This window comes from Kitasatospora sp. NPDC048407 (assembly GCF_043200475.1).
Lineage (GTDB): Bacteria > Actinomycetota > Actinomycetes > Streptomycetales > Streptomycetaceae > Kitasatospora.
Genome location: NZ_JBICXW010000024.1, coordinates 1 through 24,012, shown reverse-complemented (window position 1 = coordinate 24,012; position 24,012 = coordinate 1). Strand labels below are relative to the sequence as shown.

The 24,012-nt window shown below is 73.4% G+C and carries 16 protein-coding genes; 12 read left to right on the top strand and 4 right to left on the bottom strand.

Translation table 11 applies throughout. The features are described 5' to 3' along the window. The first annotated feature begins 354 nt into the window (after nt 1–354). Nucleotides 355–1,908, top strand: a complete 1,554-nt coding sequence (locus ACGFWJ_RS31020; RefSeq protein WP_392955404.1) for a DUF4153 domain-containing protein — start codon at nt 355–357, stop codon at nt 1,906–1,908. A 97-nt stretch (nt 1,909–2,005) separates the two neighbouring features. On the opposite strand, the gene ACGFWJ_RS31015 is transcribed toward ACGFWJ_RS31020, so the two are convergent. Beyond that, nucleotides 2,006–3,559, bottom strand: a complete 1,554-nt coding sequence (locus ACGFWJ_RS31015; protein ID WP_392955402.1) for an MFS transporter — start codon at nt 3,557–3,559, stop codon at nt 2,006–2,008. 143 nt (nt 3,560–3,702) lie between these two features. Here ACGFWJ_RS31015 and ACGFWJ_RS31010 point away from each other — a divergent pair, with 143 nt between their 5' ends. The 3 genes from ACGFWJ_RS31010 to ACGFWJ_RS31000 all read left to right on the top strand — a co-directional run bounded on the left by ACGFWJ_RS31010 (nt 3,703) and on the right by ACGFWJ_RS31000 (nt 6,056). Next, nucleotides 3,703–4,326 carry a TetR/AcrR family transcriptional regulator gene (locus ACGFWJ_RS31010; protein ID WP_392955400.1) on the top strand — a complete coding sequence of 208 codons (624 nt, stop codon included), beginning with the start codon at nt 3,703–3,705 and terminating at the stop codon, nt 4,324–4,326. Between the two features lie 187 nt (nt 4,327–4,513). Continuing rightward, on the top strand, nt 4,514–5,197 hold the full coding sequence (locus tag ACGFWJ_RS31005; protein WP_392955398.1) for a ribonuclease HII: 684 nt from the start codon (nt 4,514–4,516) through the stop codon (nt 5,195–5,197). 505 nt (nt 5,198–5,702) lie between these two features. Further along, entirely contained in the window at nt 5,703–6,056 is a 354-nt protein-coding gene (locus ACGFWJ_RS31000; protein WP_392955396.1) for a hypothetical protein, read from the top strand. Nucleotides 6,057–6,262: 206 nt separating this feature from the next. On the opposite strand, the gene ACGFWJ_RS30995 is transcribed toward ACGFWJ_RS31000, so the two are convergent. Further along, nucleotides 6,263–6,898 carry a hypothetical protein gene (locus tag ACGFWJ_RS30995; RefSeq protein ID WP_392955492.1) on the bottom strand — a complete coding sequence of 212 codons (636 nt, stop codon included), beginning with the start codon at nt 6,896–6,898 and terminating at the stop codon, nt 6,263–6,265. Between the two features lie 352 nt (nt 6,899–7,250). Further along, the gene (locus ACGFWJ_RS30990) at nt 7,251–9,446 is read right to left on the bottom strand and encodes a RecQ family ATP-dependent DNA helicase (protein WP_392955394.1); all 2,196 of its coding nucleotides are present in this window, start codon (nt 9,444–9,446) and stop codon (nt 7,251–7,253) included. 207 nt (nt 9,447–9,653) lie between these two features. Here ACGFWJ_RS30990 and ACGFWJ_RS30985 point away from each other — a divergent pair, with 207 nt between their 5' ends. Then, nucleotides 9,654–11,156, top strand: a complete 1,503-nt coding sequence (locus tag ACGFWJ_RS30985; protein WP_392955392.1) for a DUF4192 domain-containing protein — start codon at nt 9,654–9,656, stop codon at nt 11,154–11,156. A gap of 37 nt (nt 11,157–11,193) precedes the next feature. On the opposite strand, the gene ACGFWJ_RS30980 is transcribed toward ACGFWJ_RS30985, so the two are convergent. Further along, on the bottom strand, nt 11,194–12,507 hold the full coding sequence (locus ACGFWJ_RS30980) for an alpha/beta fold hydrolase (protein WP_387648829.1): 1,314 nt from the start codon (nt 12,505–12,507) through the stop codon (nt 11,194–11,196). A 660-nt stretch (nt 12,508–13,167) separates the two neighbouring features. Here ACGFWJ_RS30980 and ACGFWJ_RS30975 point away from each other — a divergent pair. The 7 genes from ACGFWJ_RS30975 (at nt 13,168) to ACGFWJ_RS30945 (ending at nt 23,816) form a co-directional block, all read left to right on the top strand. Then, nucleotides 13,168–15,774: a glycogen debranching N-terminal domain-containing protein gene (locus ACGFWJ_RS30975; protein ID WP_392955390.1), complete on the top strand. Its 2,607-nt coding sequence runs from the start codon at nt 13,168–13,170 to the stop codon at nt 15,772–15,774. Nucleotides 15,775–15,910: 136 nt separating this feature from the next. Next, nucleotides 15,911–16,669, top strand: coding sequence for an NUDIX domain-containing protein (locus ACGFWJ_RS30970; RefSeq protein WP_380486908.1), 759 nt, complete (start codon nt 15,911–15,913; stop codon nt 16,667–16,669). 327 nt (nt 16,670–16,996) lie between these two features. Further along, complete coding sequence (locus ACGFWJ_RS30965) at nt 16,997–18,622, top strand: ATP-binding cassette domain-containing protein (protein WP_392955388.1); 1,626 nt, start codon at nt 16,997–16,999, stop codon at nt 18,620–18,622. An 11-nt stretch (nt 18,623–18,633) separates the two neighbouring features. Beyond that, the gene (locus tag ACGFWJ_RS30960) at nt 18,634–19,473 is read left to right on the top strand and encodes a hypothetical protein (protein ID WP_392955386.1); all 840 of its coding nucleotides are present in this window, start codon (nt 18,634–18,636) and stop codon (nt 19,471–19,473) included. Between the two features lie 317 nt (nt 19,474–19,790). Further along, entirely contained in the window at nt 19,791–20,663 is an 873-nt protein-coding gene (locus ACGFWJ_RS30955) for a FadR/GntR family transcriptional regulator (protein ID WP_387648840.1), read from the top strand. A gap of 487 nt (nt 20,664–21,150) precedes the next feature. After that, on the top strand, nt 21,151–22,773 hold the full coding sequence (locus ACGFWJ_RS30950) for an RNA polymerase sigma factor (RefSeq protein ID WP_387648843.1): 1,623 nt from the start codon (nt 21,151–21,153) through the stop codon (nt 22,771–22,773). A 191-nt stretch (nt 22,774–22,964) separates the two neighbouring features. Continuing rightward, nucleotides 22,965–23,816, top strand: a complete 852-nt coding sequence (locus ACGFWJ_RS30945) for a S1 family peptidase (protein ID WP_392955384.1) — start codon at nt 22,965–22,967, stop codon at nt 23,814–23,816. Nucleotides 23,817–24,012: the final 196 nt, after the last annotated feature.

The window sequence follows — 24,012 nt, the reverse complement described above, 5'->3', positions numbered from 1 at the left end:
TGTCGTCCCACCGCCGGGGCGGTTTGTGTCACAAGTCTGTGACCAAGCCGCCCCGGCGGCTTTTTGAACCTGTTCAGAAGTGGTGTTCGGGCTCTAGAGTCACCGGCACGACCGGGCGTGCGGCTGGCCGAAAACCGCCGCATGCCCGCATTCTGAGGGGGTTTCATGTCGCAGCCGTCCGACTCCAGTGGCGCTGGCGGTTCTACCGGTCCCGGGGCTTCCGGCGAACAGCCGCAGCCGGCGGACCCGTTCGCGGCACCTGCGGGGCCGCGTCCGGGGGCGTTCGGGAAGGGGACGCCGCTGGGGGGCGCTGCGGGCTCGGCGACTGCGGCGGGTGCGGCGGGTGTGGCGGGTGTGGCGGGTGCCAATCCCTACGCGCCGTACCAGCACCGGCCGCAGGCGCCGTTGCCCGAGCCGGAGTGGCTGCGGCCCAGCAAGGCCCGGACGATCGAGCCCGCCGGGCTGCGGGTGCTGGCGGCGGCGGGTGCGTCCGGGCTGGTCAGCGCACTGGCGCTCGGTGGCGGACTCGGCGTCAACCTGCTGCTCTGCGCCCTCGCGGGCGCGGTCGGTGCCGCGATCACCGCACTGGGCACCGGGCGGCGGGTCAAGCCCTGGCACCTGGCGTTCGCCGCGGCCGCGCTGCTGCTCTGCCTGGTCCCGGCCGTCAGCGGTGCGGGTGGGGCGGTGACGCTCGCGGTGATCGCCGCGATCTGCGTCGCCTCACTCACCCTGCACGGCGGCGCCCGCTGGGTCGGGGTGGCGATGGGATCGATCGGTCTGTGGGCCCACTTCCTGCCCGGACTCGCGTGGGGAATACGGGCGCTGAAGGAGCGTCGCTTTCCGGCCAAGGCCCGGGTCGGGCAGGTGGTGAAGGCCGTCGGAGTCTCCCTGGTGCTGCTGGTGGTCTTCGGCATGCTGTTCGCCGGCGCCGACTCCACCGTTGCCGGCCTGCTGGGGCACCTCGTTCCTTCGGTCGAGGCCGGGGACGTCCCGCAGCGTTTCGTGTACTTCGTCGGTGGAGTGCTGCTTGCCCTGGGTGCCGCGCACGCTGCGGCCGCCCCCCGCCGCTGGGACCGCACCAGGACCCGGGCCGGCAAGGAGCGCGGACGGCTGGAGTGGGCGATGCCGCTGGCGGTCATGAACCTGCTGTTCGGCGTCTTCGTGGTGGTGCAGTTGGTGGTGCTGATCGGCGGCTACGGCTCGATCATGCGCCGCACCGGGATGACCCCCGCCGAGTACGCCCGCCAGGGCTTCTGGCAGCTGCTCTGGATCGCCGTGCTCACCCTGGTGGTCGTCGCGCTCGCCAAGTACTGGGCGCCGCGCAGCAACGCGGGCGACCGGCTGCTGGTCAAGGTGATGCTCGGACTGCTGTGCGCGCTCACCCTGGTGGTGGTCGGCACCGCGCTGGTCCGGATGAGCCTGTACATGGACGCCTTCGGACTCACCCGCCTGCGGGTCAACGTCGCCGCGATGGAGATCTGGCTCGGCCTGGTCTTCCTGATGGTGCTGGTCGGCTCGGTGCTCTCCTCCCGCCGCTGGCTGCCCCGCGCGGTGGTGCTCAGTGCCGCCCTGGCCGTGGCGCTGTTCGGCCTGCTGCGGACCGACGGCCTGATCGCCGAGCAGAACGTCGACCGCTACCGCACCTCCGCGGCCCACCTCGACGTCGACTACCTGCGTGGCCTCTCCGTCGACGCCGTGCCCGCTCTCGACCGGCTGCCCGAGGACCTGCGCACCTGCGCGCTCCAGCCCATCGCCGCCGACCTGGCGAACGAGCCCGCGCCCTCCTGGTACGCCGTCAGCCGGGCCGAGGCCCGCGCCCGGGAGATCCTCGCGGCACACCCCGTGGTCTGGGACCGAGGCGAGGCCTGCCGGCGGGTCGGGCTGGTCACGGTCATTGAGGTCCGCTGACGTTCGGCGGCCGGCGGCCGGCGGTCGTTGACGGGGGTCGGGGAGTGTCGAGTGGCACCCCCCGCCCTCCTTGTGCGTCAGCCGGCGTGATGTGGCGTCATATCGCTATTCCGGCCGGGGCTTCGGCCGGCAGGTCGGAGGCCCTCGCCCTGACCACGAACACTGCGGACAGCAGCGCGACCGCCGCGAACGCCACACCCGCCACGAAGGCGTGCGAGACGGCGTAGGCCAGCACCTCGTTGGCCCACCTGCTGCCGGGCGGGAAGGTCTGGTGCTGCTGGGCGAACTGCAGCTCGGCCGGGCCGGCGTGGGCGAGGAAGTCCGGCTGCTGGCGGCTGCCCTCGGAGGTGGCGGCCTTGGCGAAGACCGTGGTGAGTATCGACAGGCCGACCGAACCACCTATCTGCTGCACCGAGTTGAGCAGGCCCGAGGCCGCGCCCGTCTCGTGCGCCGCGACCCCGGAGACCGCCATCAGCATCACCGGGACGAAGATCAGGCCCATGCCGAAGCCGAAGGTGACCGTCGGGCCGAGCACGCCCAGTGGGTAGCTGCTGTGCACGTCCGTCTGCGTCAGCCAGCTCAGACCGGCCGTCACCAGGAGGCTGCCGGTGGCCAGGAACGGCTTGGGCCCGAGCCTGGCCTGGAGGGCGGAGGCGAGCTGCGCGGCGACGATGATCGCGGCGCTGATCGGCAGGAAGGCCACACCCGCCTTGAGCGCGCTGTAGCCGAGCACGCGCTGAACGAAGAGCGTGACGTAGAAGAAGATGCCGAACATGGCCGCGGCCAGGCAGAGCATCATGATCAGGCCGCCGGTGCGGTTGCGGTTCCGCAGCAGCCGCAGCGGGGTGATCGGTTGGGCGGTGCGCTGCTCGATCACCGCGAACGCGACCAGCAGGGCCGCGCCGACGGCGAACGAGGCGATCGTCACGCCGTTGCCCCAGCCGGCCTTCGGGTCCGCGGCGTGGATGAACCCGTACACCAGGCTGACCAGGCCGAGGGTGGAGGCGAGCGCGCCGGGCAGGTCGAAGGCGCCCGGGTGCCGCTCGGACTCGTTGATGTAGCGCGGCGCGGCGATGGCGATCAGCGCGGCGATCGGCACGTTCACGAAGAACACCCAGCGCCAGTTCAGGTACTCCGTGAGCACTCCGCCGGCCAGCAGGCCTATCGCGGCGCCCGAGCCGGCCACCGCCGAGAAGACGCCGAACGCGCGGTTCCGCTCCGGTCCCTCCTTGAAGTTGGTGGCGATCAGCGCGAACGCCGTCGGTGAACAGATCGCACCGCCGACGCCCTGCAGCGCCCGGGCGGCCAGCAGCATGCCGCCGTTCTGCGCGAAACCGCCGAGCAGCGAGGCCAGGCCGAACAACAGTACGCCCACGACGAACACCCGCCGGCGGCCGAGGATGTCACCGGCCCGGCCGCCGAGCAGGAGCAGGCCGCCGAACGTCAGTGTGTAGGCGTTGATCACCCAGGACAGGTCGGTGGTGGAGAACTTCAGCGCGTCCTGGATGTGCGGAAGCGCGATGTTCACGATGGTCGCGTCGAGGACGACCATGAGCTGCGTGGCCGCGATGACGGTGAGCGTGATGCCCTTGCGCCGGTCGCGACCGGCCCCCGGTGGAGCCGACTTGCTGAGCATGTCGGAGATAGCCACTGTTGTGCCCCCTGCCGGCTACTGCTATCGGTTGCTGTTTGGGTAAGGTGCTCGGCAATGCGGATAGTGAACGGTCTCGTTCACTGTCGGGGACATTAGTCGGCGCCGATAGTGAACGCAACCGTCTTTTAGGGTGGATGACGATGGATCAGCCGGACCGGCGGCAATCGGCCGACGGCCCCGTGGAGGGAGCCCCGCTGCGCAGGCGCGGCAAGGCGCTGGAGGCCGCGATCTTCGAGGCCGCGCTCGACCAGCTCACGTCCGGCGGGTTCGCCCGGATGACGATGGAAGGCGTGGCCGGCGCCGCGCAGACCGGCAAGGCCGCGCTCTACCGGCGCTGGGCCTCCAAGGCGGACCTGGTGATGGACGCCCTGGTCGCCGTGATGCCGCCCCCCGCCGACATCCCCGACCTCGGCTCCGCGGAGGCCGAGCTGCGGCACGTCATCCAGGCCTACATCGCGGTGTTGAACTCCCGGACCGGTGCGGCCGTCCGCGCCCTGATGGGTGAACTGGACCACGAGCGCGCCGAGTTCTTCAAGGGCTTCATGCACGAGCGGGTGGTCGGACCGACCGCCGAGGGCATCCTCGGCATCCTGCGCCGCGGCGAGGCCCGGGGCGACGTCCGCCGGGGCGCGGCGGTGTCGATCGTCGCCGACGTGCTGCCGGCGATGCTGCTGTACCGCGCCAAGTTCTGCGCCGGGGTGTTCGACGACGAGTTCTGCGAGGACCTGCTCGGGCAGGTGCTGCTGCCGGCGATCAGGCCGTGACGCGGGCCGGGCGGGGGAGCGGGCTTGGCCCGGTGGCGTGGCGTGGCGTGGCGGGCCCGGGCCCGGCTTGGGCCGCCGGGCCCGGCTTGGGCGGCTGGGCTGTCCGGGCGGCGGCGTAGGCTGAAAGCAGCTGGGCGCGTCCTCGTGCGCGGCCCCGGCTGTCCCCCTGTCCAGTGAAGGAACCCCGATGCCGTACGACCCCCCGACCCACTCGGTCGAGCGCTCCCTGCGCCGGGCCGGAGCCCGCCTGGTGGTCGGGCTGGACGAGGTGGGCCGCGGCGCCTGGGCCGGGCCGGTCATGGTCGGTGCCGCCGTCACCGGCCTGCGCCGCCCGCCGGAGGGGCTCACCGACTCCAAGCTGCTCACCGAGCGGCGCCGGGAGGCGCTCGTCCCGATCCTGGAGAACTGGGTGACCGCCTATGCGATCGGCGCCGCCTCGTCCCAGGAGTGCGACGACCTCGGCATGACGGCCGCGCTGCGGCTGGCCGCCGTCCGCGCCCTGGAGGCGCTGCCGGTGCAGCCCGACGCGGTGATCCTGGACGGCAAGCACGACTACCTGGGCGGCCCGTGGCGGGTCCGTACGGTGATCAAGGGCGACCAGTCGTGCGTCTGCGTCTCCGCCGCCTCGGTGCTGGCCAAGGTCCGGCGGGACGCGCTGATGGCCGAACTCGGGGTGGACCACCCGGCGTTCGCGTTCGAGGAGAACGCCGGCTACCCCTCGCCGACCCACCGCGCCGCACTGGAGGAGTTCGGGCCCACCGAGCACCATCGCCTGTCCTGGGCCTACATGGACGCCCTGCCGAAGTGGAGCCACCTCAAGCGGCAGCGGATCCCGGTCGACACCGGCGAGCAGCTCTCGCTCGGTTTCTGAGCGCCCTCAGTGCCGCAACGCGCCCTCGCGCAGTCGCACAATCCGATGGTTCGCTGCGGCTGCCGGGTGCCCTCCGAGGGCTTTGGCGGCGACCGTGTCCGTCGATATTCGTCGATTCTGACGGTTCGTCAACATTCATCCACCCGTCACTCGGGCGTTGTGGCGTACCCGCGTTCCGGCGGCGACACTTTCAAGTGGTGGGGTGCCCGTGCGCATCCGACCGGCATTTGATAGGAATCCGGGTATGCCTGTCTTCCCCGAGGAGCCGGAGATTCACGAGACGATCCCGGGCCCCGGCGTTCCCCTTCCCCACAAGTCGGACGCACCTGCCCACCGTATGCCTTCCTCCACCGCCGTCGCCGCTCCGGTCCCGGGCCCTCGCCCCGGCCCGCCGCGTCCCGCACCGCCCCGTGCGGACCGGCCGATTCCCGGTCCGCGGCCCGCACCCCGACCCAAGCCCGGCCACGCGCCGCGCCCCGGTCGGCCGACCGTTCAACTCCTGCCCGTGGCTACGGCCGAGGCGCTCGACCGCGCCGACGAGGCCGTCGACGCACTGCTGGAGTCCGGCCGCCGCCCCGGCGACGTGCTGGTCCTGACAGTCGGTGCCGCGCACCCCTGGCAGGAGCACGAGACGAGCTTCGGCGAGGAGCGCTACTGGGCTCAACTCGCCGACGGCGGCGACGTGTTCTACGCCGACGCCGCCACGGCCCGGACGCTGCGCCGCGACGTGGTGGTGCTGGTGGTCAACGAGAATCACCCGGAGCGGGTGGCCGCTGCGGCGCGCAAGGCGCTGGAGCGTGCCGCGAAGCTGCTGGTGGTCTGCGGCGAGACGGACACCGTCGCCCCGCTGTTCGCCTGACCGCTGGTCCGCTGGTCTGCCGGTCCGCCTGACCGCCGGTTCGTCGTGCCGGTCCGGCTCCGTCTGCGGGCGGGGCCGGACCGTTGCCATGTCCTGGTTCCGTCGGGCCGTAACGCGGTTGTCCTGCGGTGCCGTTGGGGCTTTTGCTGCCGGGGCGCGTCGGGCTGCCTGCTTCGGTGAGCGGGTCACCGCGGGTGGACGACCGCTCAGCGGGTGGCGGTTCTACGGATCGCCCGGCTGTCGCGGCCGGCCTCCAGGGCGCGGATCGCGTTCAGTGAGGTGACCGGGGCGACCGGTGGCTCCAAGGGCGCCGGCAGTGCGGGGTGTTCGGAGCCGGTGCCGGACGGGATGCGCGAGGGTAGTTCGGTGACGGTGTGAATCGGGCCGAGCGCCCACGACCCGGCGTGCGGATTGCGCCCGCGCCGGCCGTCGCCGAGCGACTGCCAGCCGGCCGGGGTGAGCGTCAGGTACGAGCCGCAGCGCAGCCCGTGCAGTTCGGCGGCGGCGCGCAGCGCCCACATCCAGGCCCCGTCCTGCTCGGTCCAGTCCGGCCCGCCGTCGCGGCAGCGCAGCAGGACGGCGGTGCGGCTCGGGGATATTCGCCTCAGGTCGTGCGGGGTGACCCGGCGGAGGTGGCCGAGCAGGGCGTTGCGGTGGTCCCAGCCGTCGCTGAACTGCGGGCGGACGCCGAAGGAGGCCGACGCCACCACCCGATGCTCGGGGTCGAGTACCGCGACCACGGTGGTGCCGGGCTGCGGTAGGTGCCGCTGGTGAAGTTCGGTGACGAACTCTCGGGGTGTGCGAAGGAGGGGCACGCCGAGGCGCTCCCACTCCTGCAGCATGATGGCCCGACGGCCGTCGTAGTGGGAAGGACCTCGGTCGATGCCGTTGATCACGATCCTCCTTCCCGTGCCCACGCTCCCGGAGGTGCGCGGGCGTACGCCGAAGGCCGGGTCCGACGGACCGGGCGCTGGATGCCTTCCAATTCTCGGGCGAGAGCCGCCGGGCGGCAATGATGAACTGACAAACGCCGCCCGGGACCCGCCTAATTGCCCGACATGTCCCAGCCCTGTCGTGCGGCCATTCGGCTGACCGATCGGTGAGCGGGGTGTGTGGAGGCCGACCGGTGAACGGGGCCTGGCGTCCGGGCGTGCCGGAGTGCCAGGCCCGGCGTCGAGCCCGGCCGAATCGTCCTCACCCCCGGATGGCCAGGACGAGTGGGAGCACCGCGGTGGCACCCGCCTGGCGGAGCAGATGAGCCGCGACCGTCAGCGTCCAGCCGGAATCCACCAGGTCGTCCACCAGTAGGACCGGGCCGGGAGTCGCGGCCAGTGTGTCGGCCAGGCCCGGCGAGAGTACGAGCGTTCCGGCGACCGAGCGCAGCCGCTGGGCGCTGTTGCTGCGCGGCCCGTGCGGGGGCTCCCCGGTGGCGTACTGGATCCGGCCGAGCAGTGGCATCCGGCCGATCGAGGCGAGGCCTCCGGCGAGATCGGACACCAACTGTGGTCGGGTGGAGGACTCCAGGGCGACCACGCCGATCGGGCGCTCCAGCCGGGTGCCGTCCGGACCGGCCGGTCCGGCCCAGCCGCCCGGGCCGCGTGCCCAGTCCGCGACCACACCGACGACGGCGTCCAGCACCTCGCGCGGCAGCGGGCCGTCCGGGGAACGCTCGTCGAGCAGCGTGCGAAGCCGGGTGCCCCAGCCGATGTCGGAGAGCCGGCCGAGGGCGCGCCCCGGCTCGGCCTGCTGGGTGGGAGGGATGCGGCCACGCAGCGGGACACCGAGGGACTCCATGCCGGTCGGCCACATTCGCCGGGTCTCGAAGGAGACCCCGGGCCGGCCGAGGGCGGCGCGGGCCGCGCCGGTGGCTTCGGCCGAGACCTCGGTGGAGTGCTGGGCATGGGTGCACCGGTCGCAGCGCCCGCACGGGGCTGCCTCCGGGTCGTCGAGCTGGCGGCGCAGGAACTCCATCCGGCAGCCCTCGGTCGCGATGTAGTCCCGCATCGCCTGCTGTTCGGCCGTGCGGGCCCGGGCGACCTTGGCATACCGCTCGCCGTCGTACCGCCACTGCTCGCCGGTGGACTCCCAGCCGCCGCGTACCCGGCGGACCGCGCCGTCCACGTCGAGCACCTTGAGCATGATCTCCAGCCGGGAGCGGCGGAGGTCGACAGAGGTCTCCAGTGCCGCCGTGGAGAGCGGGCGGCCGGCCTCAGCCAGCGCGGCCAGGGTGCGGCGGACCTGCTCCTCGGCGGGGAAGCCGATGGAGGCGAAGTACCGCCAGATCGCCTCGTCCTCCCGGCCCGGGAGCAGCAGCACCTCGGCACGGTCGACGCCACGGCCGGCGCGGCCGACCTGCTGGTAGTAGGCGATGGGAGAACTCGGCGAGCCGAGGTGGACCACGAAGCCGAGATCCGGCTTGTCGAAGCCCATGCCGAGCGCGGAGGTGGCGACCAGGGCCTTGACCCGGTTGGCCAGCAGGGCGGCCTCGGCCTCGCGGCGCTCGGCGTCCTCGGTCCGGCCGGAGTAGGAGGCGACCGGGTAGCCGCGCTCGCGCAGGAACTCGGTGACCTCCTCGGCGGCGGCGACCGTCAGGGTGTAGATGATGCCGGAGCCGGGGAGATCGGCCAGGTGGTCGGCGAGCCAGGCCAGCCGGTGCGCCGGGTCGGGCAGCGAGAGCACCGAGAGGCTGAGGCTCTCCCGGTCCAGCGGGCCGCGCAGCACCAGGGCCTGCGCGTCACCGACGCCGGTGCCGAGCTGCTCGGCCACATCCGCGGTGACCCGGGCGTTCGCGGTCGCCGTGGTCGCCAGCACCGGGACGCCGGGGGAGAGCTCGGCGAGCATGGTGCGCAGCCGTCGGTAGTCGGGCCGGAAGTCGTGGCCCCAGTCGGAGATGCAGTGCGCCTCGTCCACCACCAGCAGGCCGGTGGAGGCGGCGAGCTTGGGCAGGACCTGATCGCGGAAGTCGGGGTTGTTGAGCCGCTCCGGGCTGACCAGCAGGACATCGACCCGGCTGTCGGCGACCTCCTGCTGGATCTCCTCCCACTCCTCCGGGTTGGCCGAGTTGATCGTCCGGGCGTGGATGCCCGCCCGGGCGGCCGATTCGACCTGATTGCGCATCAGCGCCAGCAGCGGCGAGACGATCACCGTCGGGCCGGCCCCGCGCGCGCGGAGCAGCGCTGTGGCGATGAAGTAGACGGCGGACTTGCCCCATCCGGTGCGCTGCACCACCAGGGCGCGGCGGCTGTCCACCACCAGGGCCTCGATGGCTTTCCACTGGTCCTCGCGCAGCGTCGCGGAGGGCCCCGCGAGGCTGTGCAGCACGGCTTCCGCGGCGGCCCGGACGGCTTTGCGGTCGGCTGGGGTGGTCGGATGGAGTTCGCGCGTCTGCATGAGGTCATGGATACCGCGCTTCACGGACGGACCGCGAATGGCGGGCTGTGGACAACCTGGATCTAATCGGGTGATATGGCGTCAGAGTGCGCTGTTCGGGCCGGAATTGTCCGCCATTAGGGGTAGCTAATGCTGAACCCCCCGGTTTATCCACAGGGCGAATGAAATATCCGCAGTGGTGGCGGAATCGGGTCCAGGCTTTCCGCCATGACCGCAGACGACCGCACCACCAAGCCCTCCTCGCGCCCCGGCCACCTCCCGGTCCGGCTGCGCGGCCCCGCCGACATGGCGGAGATGCTCCCCTACCTGCTGGGTTTCTTCCCCGACGACAGCATCGTCGCGGTGGGCCTGCAGGGCCCCGCGCTCGATCAGGGCGGAGTGATCCGGATCGACATTCCGGCCGATCCGGAATCCTGGGAGCGCACCGCCGAAGAATCCGCCCGGCTGCTGGTCGAGCTGTCCGAACAGCGCGACCGCCGCCCCGTCCAAGTCCTGCTGTACCTGTGCCGGGATCCCGCCGACGGCACGCCAGTGTCCGAGGGGCGGCAGGCCGTGCTGGCGGAGCTCCGCCCACTGGCTGCCGCACTCACCAGGGCCTTCCAGGGCGAGCAGGTGATCGTCAAGGAGTCGCTGTGCGTCTCTGCGGGCCGCTGGTGGTCCTTCCTGTGCACCGGAGTCGACTGCTGTCCGCCGGACGGCACTCCGGTCCGTGCCGCCCACGAGCCCAGTCCGCTCGCCGCCGCGGCCACCTTCGCGGGCCTCGCCCCGAGGGGCAGCCGCAAGGCGATCGTGGCCGGCCTCGCCCCGGTGGGCCCGCCGCTCTGCGAGGTGCAGCGCCGCGCCCTGGAAGACGCCGGGCCGCCGTTCATCCGTGAGCTGGCCGGCCCCGGCGGCCGCCATACGGCGGTCGAGCGCACCGACGAGCTGCTGGCCAGCGCGATGGCCGAGTTCCGCAGCGGCGCCCGGGAGCTCGACACCAGACGGACGGCCCGCCTGCTGATCGGCCTGCAGGACAAACTCGGCCGCGATCGCGCCGCCGAGTACGCCGAACCGCACGAACTCGCCACCGCCCAGAAGCTGTGGCGCTACCTCATCCAGCGCTGCGTCGACCCGTTCGAACACCTCGCCGCCCCGCCGATGACACTGCTGGCCTGGACGTCCTGGCTGGCCGGAGACCCCGCCACGGCGAGGGTCGTACTGGCCAGGGCACTGGAACTGGACGCGGGCTACACCCTTGCCCAACTGCTCTACGAATCACTGAACTCCGGCCTCGCCGCGGAGGCACTGCTCCAGGTGGTCCGGAGCGAACGCAGCACCCGGCTGCGCGGGGCGGGGAGCCGCCGGCACCCAGAACTCCTGCCGCCCGCCGGGCCGTCGGGAGCCGAACGGCCCGGCGGTCCCTCGCGGGCGTCCGCCGCCCCGCCCGGGCCCCCGCCCCGGTCCGGCGCCGAACCGACGAAAGCCGTCAGGGCAGGCCAGGGCGGATCCGGGCCGGACCGCGCGGGCGCCGAGCCCGGGCCGGGCCACGCCGAGCCGGGCGAGGACGGCAGCCCAGGCGGCGGCCGGTCGACAATCTCGCCCGACGCCGCGTCAGCCGAGGTCCGCCGGCCGGGCGGCGAGCACCGATCCTGCCCGCCGCGGGCCGCGTCGCCGCGAATCCCCAGGCCCCGCAGCAGGGCATTCCGACACCAGCAGTCCACCGGAGGCTGACATGCGTATGCTCATCCCCCGGCCGCGGGGCGAACGGCTAGACCTCGCCGCGCGCCATCCGCATCAGGCGGTCCAGCACCCGGCGGCCACTCACCCGCACCCCGTCGTGCTCCCACTCGTTGGTGATCCACGTCCGCACACCGGCCACCGCATCCGCGGTTTCCAGCGAATGCGCCGTGTCCACGTACATGTCGTCGTGGTACACCGCCGCGTACACCGGCACCTGGTTCGAAGCCAGGCGCTGCGGGTCGTACAGGTCGGGCCACTCGGTGCGCTCGGCCAGCAGCTGCGCCGTCTCGCGCAGCGGCCGCAGCGACGGGTCGGTCTCGAACATCCAGGGGTAGATCATCTCGCCGGTGAGCAGTACCGGCCCGTCCCCGGCCAGCGCTGCCGCGGCGTCGAATTCGGGAAACTCCTTGCGCACCCGCTCCGCCGACCAGTCGGTGGCCCCGGCGTCGACCGAGCGCTGCCCGTAGATCGACTCGTGCAGCACGGCGTACAGCGGCCCCTGGGCGAAGGACAGCTGCACCTGCGCCCCCGCCAGGAAGGTGTCGGACAGCTCCGGCCCGTCCGCCCCCTCCACCCAGGCCTCCTCCAGCAGATAGTGCAGGACGTAGGAGCCGGTGCCGCTGCCCAGCATCATGCCCAGCGCCTGGAAGGCCTCGACGGTGAGGACCCCACCGTCCGGCAGAGGCGCGGGCTGCTCGATCAGGTGCGCCGCGATTCGCCGTACCGCCGCCACGTCCTGGGGGAAGCGCGCGTAGTGCCCGGCGTTCTTGCGGGCGACCCGCGGGTATGCCGCGCGGTAGACCTCGTCCGCCGAGCGGCGAAGGCCGGCCAGCCCGCCGGTGACGAACGCCTCTCGCAGGCCCTCCGGGGCCAGCGAGAGGTAGGTGAGGGTGCAGAAGCCGCCGAAGCTCTGCCCCAGCAGGCTCCATCGACCGTCCTCGCCCAGCAGTTGGCGGCGGATCAGCTCGGCGTCCCGGACGATCGAGTCGGCACGGAAGTGCGCCAGGTAGTCGGCCTGCTGCCGGGCGTCGCCGCGCCGGGCCAGGGTCTGCCGGTTGGCGGGCGTGGAGCGGCCGGTGCCGCGCTGGTCCAACAGCAGCACCCGGTGGTCGTCGAGCGCCCGGTCCAGCCAGCCGTCCCGGCCGAGCGGCCGATTGGCCTTTCCACCCGGGCCGCCCTGCAAGTAGAGCAGCCAAGGAAGTTCGTCGTGCTCGCGTCCGGCGGCCACCACCTCGCGGGCGTAGACCTTGATCGCTTCGCCGCCCGGAGCTCCGTGGTCCAGCGGCACCCGGAAGACATGATCCGTGGCGACGATCCCGGGGATGCGGCTGAGGGAGGACATGCAACTCCTAGATGTGAGCTGGTCACAGGCTGGTTGCGGCGCCGGTCACCGAGGTCACCAGGGGTTCCGTCGCCGTGCTCGCACCGTATCCTGACGGCGGACAGGAGCCGCCAGGGGGCGGCCGCCACGTGCGGAGAACCCCGAACGGCGCCACGACATAGCGGGCACCCCGGGTGCCGGCCGCAGACTGCCGAAGGACCGACGGCGCGTGGCCGCATTCGACCGGAGGTCCGCCGGACAGGCGTGACCTCGGGCAGGTGTACGGCGTTCAACCTGCGGAACGCCGAAACCAGAACCGGCACCGCCGGGCCAGTAGCGGCCAGGGCGACCGTGTCGGGCACCGGTCACGCGTCGCTCGACCCGGTGCGACCGGGCCACGCGCGACCTTGGCGTCCGGGCCGGGACACCACCCCGGTCGGGGCGGAGCACCGGCGATCCGGTCCCGCCCAGGTCAGAGCCGCGTGTTCCGGCGGCAGAGCAGCAAAGTCCGCGATCGAGCACGCTCGCGGCCGGCCGGGCCCGCAGCCGTCGGCCGGTCGAGGGGAGGAGAGCCTGGTGACCGATTCAAGGCCACCCCACGCAGCGTCCCACCCGCTGCCGCCCACCAACCCGCCCGCACCGGGCGGCGCTTCGGCACCCATCGGAGCAGCGGCTCCCCTCATGCCCCCACACTTGGCCGGCCCACCGAGTCCGCGCCGGGCCACACCCCCGCACGGCACGCCCACCGGCGCCCCGGTACCCACCGGCCACGCCCCCGGGACGCCCGGCGCGAGCCCGGCATCCGCCACCCCCGCGTACGGCACGCCGCTCGCGGGTGCCGCCGTCCAGCAGCACGGAGCCCCGCTCAGCACGCCGCCGTACGGCACTCCCACCACGCCCACGCCCTACGCACCGGGGGCCACCCCGCCCTACGGCACTCCCACCCCGCCGTACGGCACTCCCACCCCGCCCTACAGCACCCCGACCCGGTCGGGCCCGGGCGTGACGGCCCCGGGGCGTGGCGTGGCGGGCGCACGCTCGGAGCAGGTGGCCGGTGCGGCCGCTCCAGGGGCGGCCCGCCAGCCGGCTCCGGCGGCGGTGCCACGACCGCAGCCCTCGGCGGCGCACGACGTCCTGTGCGTCAATGCCCCGGGCATGGCAGCCTCCGGCCCGGACGGACAGCTGCGGGGCCAGAGCCTGCACGGCTTCTTCCGGCACGGCGTGCGCACCCTGGCCAGGATGGAGCTGCGCCTCGGTGGTGTGGAGCCGCTCCCGCTCCAGGGCACCCTGACGTCCGCGGCGGCGGCTCGGTTCCTCGGCTCGGTCCGGGTGCCGGGCGATCTCGACCCGGATCCGGCGCTGACGGTCGAACGGCTGCGGCACGCCGACGGCGCGGAGACCGTGACGGTCCGGAACACCGGTGCCCGACCGGCCCGCCTCCCACTGGAGATCGCCCTGGGTACCGACCTGGGCCAGCTCACCGACATCGCGGCGGGCCGGCGCTCGGCCGACCTGCCGGGCCAGGTCCAGTCCTCGGGCCTGCGCTGGGCCGGGCAGGGCCGCGCGGCCACCGTCAGCGCCCGCCCGTCGCCGCACGCGGTGCTGGCCGGCGCGGGTGTGCTCCGGTGGGATCTGGACATCCAGCCAGGGGCCCGATGGTCGGTGGACCTGCAGGTGGAGCTGGAGGCTCCATCGACCGGTCGTCCACCGACGGGGCGCGGCCCGGGTGTGCCGCTGCCGTGGTCCGAGCCGGAGGTCCGGGCCGACGACCGCCGTGCCACACGCCTGGTCGGCCGCGCCCTCGGCACGCTGAGCGGGCTGCTGCTCGCCGACGCGGACCGTCCGACCGACCTCTACACCGCCTCGGGCGCCCCCTGGCGTTTCGGCCTCACCGCCGCCGACGCGCTCTGGGCGGCCCGGATGACGCTGCCGCTCGGCACCCGGCTCGCTGCCGGAACGCTCCGCGCGACGGCCCGCCGTCAGCACCTCGCGCCCCAGCCATCGGCAGGCGCCGCACGCCCGGCCGAAAGTGGCGCTGCCGACGGGGCATCCAGCCCATCGGCGGTCGGTTCGTCGCCGGCCGTCGCCGCCGCGCCGGGCGGCGCACCGGCAGCGCAGCCTGCCGCTGTGCAGGGCGCGGGCAGCGTGTCCGCCCCGGCCACTGACAGTGGTGCGGCGGCGCAGGCGATGGACGGCGTGATCCCCGGGCCGCTGCGGCACGGAGGCCCGGAGCTGCCGGCGAGCTGCACGGCCACGGAGGCGACGCTGCTGTTCGTCACCGTGCTGGCAGAGGCCTGGCGTTGGGGCATGCCCCGGGCCGAGGTCGCCGAGTTGCTGCCCGCCGCGGAGCGCGCCCTCGGGGCGTTGCGGGCCGCAGTGGCGGAGGGGCCGGACGGGCCGGTCGGCTTCGTCACCGACCTCGGTCGCCCGGCGGAGGAGCGGGCCGCGCGGCCAGGTCCGGCCAGGTGCGAAGTCCAGGCGCAGGCGCACCGCGCGGCGCTCCAAGGGGCGGACCTGCTGGAAGCGTTCGACCGTCCCGGAGCGGCGGAGTGGCGGGCCTGGGCAGCTGAGCTGAGGGAACGGTTCCGCGAGCAGTTCTGGATCGACGACCTGTCAGGTGGTCGGCCGGCAGCCGCATTGCTGGGCCCGGACCGGCCGGTGCCGGCCCTCGCCTCAACTCTGGTCCACCTCTTCGACGTCGGACTCGGCGCCGAGGGCGAGCTGCACGAGGGCCTGCTCGACCGGGAGCAGACCAGGTTGCTCGCCCAGCGGCTGGTGACGCCCGAACTCGACTGCGGGTGGGGCCTGCGGACGTTGAGCGCGAAGTCCCCACGGTTCAACCCGCTCGGCCATCGCAGCGGCGTGGTCCGGGTGCAGGAGACCGCGCTCGCGGTGAGCGGGCTGGTGGACGCCGGATTCGAGCGGGAGGCCGAGATCCTGCTGGAAGGCCTGTTGGAGGCGTCCGCGCACTTCGAGTACCGGCTGCCGGAGATGTACGCGGGCGAGCAGAAGGTCGCCGACTGCCCACCGGTGCCGCACCCGGCGGCCTGCCGTCCGGCCGCCATGTCGGCGGCCGCGGCCGTCCACCTGGTGCTCTCACTGGCCGGAGTCCGGCCCGACGTCCCCTCAGGGCGGGTGGCCACCCACCCGGCGAGCACCGCGCCCCTGGGCGCATTGGAACTCACCGGCCTGCGGGTGGCCGGCGAGCCGTTCTCGGTTCGGGTCAGCAGGATTGGCGTCGCGGTGGTGGAAGAGGCGCCGTCGTTCCTGCAGTTGGCCGCCGGCTGACCGTCCACGGGGCGGTCCAGGAGGCGGGAGAGAAGACGGGAAGGACGGGAGAAGGACAAGAGAAAGGCGCGGGAAAGGGGACGGGAAAAGGCCGTGGTCTGTGATTATCGTCAGAGAGACGACTAAGATCGGCGGCATGTCGCGTTATGACCCGTCGGCCTTCCCCCCGTTCGCAGTCACGGTTGACCTGGTGGTGCTGACGGTGCGCGACCATGAGCTGTGCGCCCTGCTGGTGAAGCGTGGTGAGGCGCCGTTCCAGGGCTACTGGGCGCTGCCCGGCGGGTTCGTGCGGCCGGACGAGGGCTTGGCCGAGGCGGCGTCCCGGGAGCTGGCGGAGGAGACCGGGCTGCGGGCACAGTCCGCACCGGGCCAAGTCCTGGCGGGGCAGAACCCGTTCGGGGCGCACCTGGAGCAACTGGCCACCTACGGACACCCGCAGCGCGACCCCCGGATGCGGGTGGTGAGCGTCGCGTACCTGGTGCTCGCCCCGGACCTGCCGTCGCCCCGTGCGGGCGGCGACGCCAGCAGCGCCCGGTGGGCACCGGTCAGTGAACTGTTCGGCGTCGACGGCAACGACGGTGAACTGCTGGCCTTCGACCACGGGCAGATCCTGGCGGACGGCGTGGAGCGGGCCAGGTCGAAGATCGAGTACTCCTCGCTGGCAACGGCCTTCTGCCCGCCGGAGTTCACCGTCGGCGAGCTGCGCCGGGTGTACGAGGCGGTCTGGGGCGTGGTGTTGGATCCGCGGAACTTCCACCGCAAGGTCACCGGCACCCCGGGCTTCCTGCTGCCCTCCGGCGGCACGACGACCCGTCAAGGCGGGCGCCCCGCACAGCTGTTCACCGCGGGCGGGGCGACCGTCCTCAATCCGCCGATGCTCCGCCCCGAGGCCTGACGTCCGACCCTGGCGAGGTCGTGGCCGCCGTCGCCGAGGGGAGGGCTCGGCGAGACGAGGTGGGCCAGTTCCCTTGTGGTGGTGGGGTGGTGGCGATCCGTAAGTAAATCGTCAGTGGCGCGAGTGCGCTGTCCCCTGTTCGGGTGAGCTCGGCGCTAACACCGTCAACGATCCATCCGGAATGCCTGGTTTCACCGCTTCCGCGTCCTACTGTGCAGGCTCAGGCCTGGCGGACGAACCCCGGTCTGTCGGCGGGCGAGGGAGCGGGCGGCGATGATCCAAATCACCGGACTGACCAAGAAATACCGAAGGGGCCACCCCCCAGCGGTGCTGGACCTGACCTTCGACGCCCGTCCAGGGATGATCACCACGGTGCTGGGGGAGGAAGGGGCGGGCAAGTCCACCGCTTTCCGGCTGATGGTGGAGCTCGAACGCGGCCACGGCCTCACCCTGTTCGACGGCCGCACCTATCGGCGGATCCGGCGACCGGAGCGGGAGATCGGCACGCTGCTGCCGTCCGGCAGGCCGGAGGCCGGACATCCGGGGCAGCGGGCCCGGGCGCACCTGCGGATGCTGGCAGGGGCGGTCGGGGTTTCGGCGCGTCGGGCCGACGACCTGTTGGAGCAGGTCCGCCTCGCCCCTGTCGCCGACCACCGGATCGGCACCTTCTCGCCCGGAATGCACCGCCGGCTCGCCCTGGCCGCCGCCCTGCTCGGCGACCCGGCGACGCTGCTGCTGGATGCCCCGGCCGAGGGCCTGTCTCCGCGCAGCGAGGAGTGGTTGCACGGCTTTCTGCGCTCCTTCGCGCTGACGGGCGGCACCGTGCTGATGTCCACCCGCAGCCCGGAGGCGGCCGCCGTGCTCGCCGACCGGGTGATCACCCTGGACGCTGGCAGGCTGGCCGCCGACCAGCCCGTGGTGGAGTTCCGCCGCAGCCGGCTGCACCCCGAAGTCCTGGTCCGGGGCCCGCAGATGGCCCGTCTCGCGGACCTGCTGGTCGCCCAAGGTGCGCAGGTCCGGCGGGAGGGCGGTGTCGGTCTCGCGGTGAGCGGGGTCGGTCGCACCGAGATCGGTGAACTCGCCTACCGCAACGGTGTCCTGCTGCACGAGTTGGCCGACCGGGTGGTGCAGCGTCCGATCTCCTTCCCGGCCGCCCTGCCCAGCGGATCGGGCCACTCCGGCCAGGTCGCGATCCGTCCGGCCTGGCAGAGCCCGGTCCGGCAAAGTACCGGCGGGCAGGCCCAGATCGCCCCCGCCGCCCCGAGGCCCGTCACCGTCGGCCGCCCGGCCGCCGGCCCGGACGCCGAGCGAACCATCGAGCACCGCGCCCTCGGCCATCGCGGCCTCCAGGCCGGCCGTTGGGCCGCCGCCGCCCTCGCGCCCGACCCGGCGGCCCCGCCCGACCCGGCGGCCCCGCCCGACCCGGCAGCCCTGGCAGCCCCGACTGCCCCCGAGGCGACGCCCGCAGCCCCGACGCCCCCGGCCGAGCCGCCCGTTGTCGACCTCACCCGCCGGACGCCCCGCGGCGCCTCCGCGCTCCGCCGAGTACGCACCGAGCAGCCGGTCTCCGAACACCTGGAGCAGCCCGCCGGAAACGCTCCCGAGCCCGCAGCGACCCGGCCCGGCCCGACGCCCGCCGCGTCCACGCCGATCGTGCTCGAGGCCGACCAGTTGGCCGCCAACCCGACCGACGCTGAGTTGCTGACTCCCGCCCGGATCAGGGGAGTTGGCCACGGTTCCACTCCGGCGCAAGCCCAGGGGCCGGTGCCCGCGCAGGAGCAGGACCGGGCGCAGGTGCGTCTCCGGCCGGTCCACGCCACCGAGTTGCGGTCGGCCGGGCCGGCCAGGCCGACCGGGTCGGCGGCGGCGGGTCGGGCGCAGGTGTCGGCGGGCGAGGGCGGGGCAAGTGCGGTGCGCAGGCGTGCCGTCGGTGACGAGAACGGGAGTGAGTGACGGTGCGGTTGGTGGCTTGTGAGGTGCGTCGGCTGCGCGGGGTGCGCTCCACGTGGGTGGTGGTCGCGGCGGCACTGCTGCTGAACGCGGCCCTGGCGGCGACGTTGGCCCAGCGGTTCCCGGCCGGGAAGTTGGCGGTGCCGGGGGCGGTGCGGGCGCTGGCCGGTGTGGTCCCGTGGCTGCCGCTCCCGCTGACCGCGCTGGCCGCTGCGGTGCTCGGCGCGCTGGCGTACAGCCACGAGATGCGCTGGCCGGGCCTGGCCGCGTCCCGGGTGAATCTGGGCCGGCGGCTCGGCGCGCTCCTCGCGAAGCTGCTGGTGGTCGGGGCGGCGGCGCTCCTGCTGGCGGTGCTGACGCTCGTGGTGAACGCCCTGGTGGTCCGGTTCGCGCTGCCCGGCGCGGTGGATGCCTCGGCGGTGTTCGCCCTGCCGCACCCCGCCGAACTGACGGCCTTCCCGGGCCTGGCGCCGGCCCCGGCGGCGGGCCCGTTCGCGGTGGGCGGGATCGGCCGTCCGCTCCCGGTGTTCCTGGCGCTGGCGGTGGCCGGTGGCTGGGCCGGCCTGTTGCTGGCGACGTTGGTGCGCAGTGCCGTCCTGGGAGTTCTGCTCACCTGCGCGACGCCTGCCCTGCTGGAGCCCACCGCCGGTCTGCTGCTGCACCGCTCCGGCCGGAATTGGCCGCTGTGGGTATGGGAGTTGCTGCCCTTCCAGTACGGCTTCAACCTGGTGCGCGAGGCGGCCGACCGGACGGCGGCGGCGCTGGACGTCGTGGTGATCGCCGCCCTGCTGGCGCCGGCCGGGCTGCTGGTGCTGGCGGTGCTGGTGGCCCAGTTCCGCCGCCGCGCACTGTAACGACCCGGCCTGCCAGGAAGGCCCCGCCCGCTTTCGGATGCCCAGCGCACCGCGGGAATCCGCACGGAAACCCCGCCCCGGAACTGTTGGTGGCGGTGCATCGGGCAGCCGGTGCTGACGGTTCGGCAGGTGTGGCGGAGCCGGTGGCGGCGGGGTGAAGCACCGTTCGGAACGGCAGCTGAATTCGAGCCAGGATGACCGATATGCGCATTTCTGGCTGATAAGAAGTCAATTATCCAGACACGGCCGATCACCCTTTCGTGTGCTTTTCAGGAGAATGCTCAAGACGGCCCCGCCGATCGCCGACAAAGGATGGCGTGAGTACCCTTGCGCACCCCACCGTGACCGCCGCTCGCCAGGCCGAGTCGATCTCCGCCTCCGAGCTGGACCGTTTTCCGTACGCCGACCGCCCGATGCCACCCGCTCCCCGCTGGGAGGGGGCGGAGAACGAACTCGCCCGGGCCGGTCGGAAGACCACCAGCAGCCGCGGCCGCGGCCTGCACGGCCAGCTGGTTCAGCAGCTCGGCCAGATGATCGTCTCCGGAGACCTGGGCGCCGATCGCCCGCTGGTGCCGGAGGAGATCGGCCAGCGCTTCGAGGTCTCCCGCACCGTGGTGCGCGAGTCGCTCCGGGTGCTGGAGGCCAAGGGCCTGGTCTCGGCCCGGCCGAACGTCGGGACCCGGGTCCGCCCGGTCAGCGACTGGAACCTGCTGGACCCGGACATCATCGAATGGCGCGCCTTCGGGCCGCAGCGCGACGAGCAGCGCCGTGAGCTGTTCGAGCTGCGCTGGGCGATCGAGCCGCTGGCCGCCCGCCTCGCCGCCGGCCACGGCCGGGAGGACGTTCAGCAGCGGCTGGCCGAGCTGACCGAGATCATGAGCCAGGCGGGCAGCCAGGGCGATCTGGTCAGCTACTCCCGCGCCGACGCCGAGCTGCACGGTCTGGTGCTGCAGATGGCCGGGAACCGGATGCTGGAGCACCTCTCCGGGATCGTGGCCGGCGCGCTCCAGGTGTCCGGCGGTTCCGGCAGTACCTGCGAGCGCCCGTCCGAGTCGGCGGTCGGCCTGCACACCCGCCTGGTCGACGCGCTCGGCGCCGGGGACGGCACCGCCGCCGAGGCCGCCGTCCGCGCGCTGCTCACCGTCCACCCGGACGTCGAGCACGCCGTCCCGGCCCCGCGGGAGCACTGAGCGGTCCAGCCCCGCCCGTTCCGAACGGATGGCCCTTCTGCTGCTCCACCCGCAGCCGGGGGGCCATCGGCGTGTCGCGTGCCACACAGTTGCGCGGGCCACACCGCGAGGCGGCCCGCGAAGACCTCGCCCACGAGGGCCCCGGTACCTTGTCCGCAAAGGCACGCGGTCCGTCCGGGAGGGTGCCACCGGGCCCTCGGCCGCCGGCCGCGAGGGCCCCGGCGCCGCGCTCGCCGATAGGCCGCCCGGGGCAGCCCGTACCGGCCGCCGGGTGGTGTGACGGGCGCCACGACGGGCATGCGTAACACTTGAGTGGCGGCAGCGATGTGTACGGAGCGGAAGCAGCTCCGGAATACCACCACAGACCAGATGGCTGTGTTGGTGCGCGGCGCTGCTGCCGTCCTGCAGACCCCGATCACCGTCCACCCACCCGAGCTGCTCGGGCGGTCGGTGCGGGATCGTCCACTCATCGTCCGAGAGGTTGTTCGTGTCGGCCAGCACATCCCGTTCGCTTCCCCCCGAGATCGCCGAGTCCGCGGCACTGCTGGCGCTCATCGAGCGGGGCAAGGCCCAGGGGCAGATCGCCGGTGACGACGTGCGCCACGCGTTCGAGGCGGACCAGATCCCGGTCACCAAGTGGAAGAACGTCATGCGCAGCCTCAATCAGGTGCTGATTGAGGAGGGGGTGGAGCTCATGGTCAGCGCGGCCGAGCCGGCCGGCGCCAAGCGCAAGAGCGTTGCGGCCAAGAGCACCACCAAGCGCACCGCGACCAAGGCGGTCACCACCCGCACGCCGGTCGCCCAGACCAAGCCCCCGGTCCGGATCGCCCCCGGCGCGCCCGTCTCGGCCCCGTCGGTGGCCGTGGCCGCCGCGGTGACGACCGGTGAGGTCACCGTCGTCGAGACCATCGGTCTCGCCGAGGCCCGCCCGGTCGCCAAGAAGGCCGCGCCGGCGAAGAAGGCGGCGGCCAAGAAGACCGCCGCTCCCGCGAAGAAGACCGCCGCCAAGAAGACCGCGGCCGGCAAGGCCGGCGCCAAGGGCGACGAGGACATGATCGGCGAGGAAGAGCTCCTCGAAGACGTGGCCCTGCCCGGCGACGGCAAGGAAGAGAGCGGCCCCGAGGAGGAGTCGGACCAGGGCTTCGTGCTCTCCGACGACGACGAGGACGACGCCCCGGCGCAGCAGGTCGCGGTGGCCGGTGCCACCGCCGACCCGGTCAAGGACTACCTGAAGCAGATCGGCAAGGTCCCGCTGCTCAACGCCGAGCAGGAGGTCGAGCTCGCCAAGCGGATCGAGGCCGGCCTGTTCGCCGAGGACAAGCTGAGCCAGGCCGACAAGCTCGCCCCGAAGCTCAAGCGCGAGCTGGAGATCATCGCCGAGGACGGCCGCCGCGCCAAGAACCACCTGCTGGAGGCCAACCTCCGCCTGGTGGTCTCGCTGGCCAAGCGCTACACCGGCCGCGGCATGCTGTTCCTGGACCTGATCCAGGAGGGCAACCTCGGTCTGATCCGTGCGGTCGAGAAGTTCGACTACACCAAGGGCTACAAGTTCTCCACCTACGCGACCTGGTGGATCCGGCAGGCGATCACCCGCGCCATGGCCGACCAGGCCCGCACCATCCGTATCCCGGTGCACATGGTCGAGGTCATCAACAAGCTCGCCCGCGTGCAGCGCCAGATGCTCCAGGACCTGGGCCGCGAGCCCACCCCGGAGGAGCTGGCCAAGGAACTCGACATGACCCCCGAGAAGGTCATCGAGGTTCAGAAGTACGGCCGCGAGCCGATCTCGCTGCACACCCCGCTCGGCGAGGACGGCGACAGCGAGTTCGGTGACCTGATCGAGGACTCCGAGGCGGTCGTTCCGGCCGACGCGGTCTCCTTCACCCTGCTCCAGGAGCAGCTGCACTCGGTGCTGGACACCCTGTCCGAGCGCGAGGCGGGCGTGGTCTCGATGCGCTTCGGCCTGACCGACGGTCAGCCGAAGACGCTGGACGAGATCGGCAAGGTCTACGGCGTGACGCGTGAGCGCATCCGTCAGATCGAGTCGAAGACCATGTCGAAGCTGCGCCACCCGTCGCGTTCGCAGGTGCTGCGCGACTACCTGGACTGACAGTTCGTCACCTGGACGGGCCCCTTCGCCGCCGGCGGAGGGGCCCGTTCGTATGTCCGGGGGTCGCCCGATGGGGTGGCCGGTGCGTTCGGATTGGGCACGGTGGGTGACGGGGCGACTACGCTGGGCAGGTTGTCGCACTCCGACCAGTGCACTTCCCACGTCTGCATGCCGAACCCCCTGGAGAACCGGTGCCCATCCTGGACCCGTCCGCGCCTCGGCTCCGCCGCCGGGCGGTCGCGCTCGTCGCCCTGGCGGCCCTGCCTGCCCCGCTGATCGCGCTGGGTGCGGCCGCCCCGGCCGCCGCGCAGCGGCGGATCGTCGGGGGGACGAGTGCCAGCACCAGCGATCATCCGTGGATGGTGGCGCTGTCCAGCCGTGCGCAGTTCGGCTCGTCCCGCTCCGGGCAGTTCTGCGGCGGGGCGCTGGTCACCCCGACCAAAGTGGTGACGGCCGCGCACTGCTTCTACGACGAGACCACCGGCCGGCCGGTCCAGCGGCCGGGGCTGCGGGCGATCGTCGGGCGGGACGACCTGCGGGGCAGCGCGGGGCAGGAGGTGGCGGTCAGCGGGGTGTGGATCGAGCCGAACTACAGCTTCGCCGCGAACTCGCGGGACGTGGCGGTGGTCACCCTGGCCGAGCCGCAGGAGGACCGGCAGGTGCTGGAGATGGTGGGCGCGGGCGAGAGCCGGCCGTACGCGGTGGGCACCCCGGCGACGGTGTTCGGCTGGGGCGACACCCGGGGCAACGGCAGCTACTCGAACACGCTGCGGCAGGTGACGGTGCCGGTGATCTCGGACGCCGCCTGCGGGCGCGCCTACCCGGGCGGACCGGACAGCGCGTACGACGCGAGCACCATGGTGTGCGCGGGGGAGGACCGGGGCGGCAAGGACGCCTGCCAGGGCGACAGCGGCGGCCCGCTGCTGGTGGGCGGGCGGCTGGCCGGCCTGGTGTCCTGGGGGGCCGGCTGCGCGCAGGCCGGGCGCCCGGGGGTGTACACCAGGATCTCGGCGGTCGCGGAGTCCGTGCAGAACGTGCTGTGACGTGCCCGACGCGAGCTGCCGCGGCGGCCGGGCAAAACGCCGCGGCCGGGCAAAACGCCGCGGCCAGGCAGAACGCCACGGCCGGGGGGGGGGGGGGGGGGGGGGGGGGGGGGGGGGGGGGGGGCGCGGGCGGGGGGGCGCGGGGCGGGGGGGGGGGGGGGGGGGGGGGAGTAGTTCAGAGGGGAGAAGAGCCACA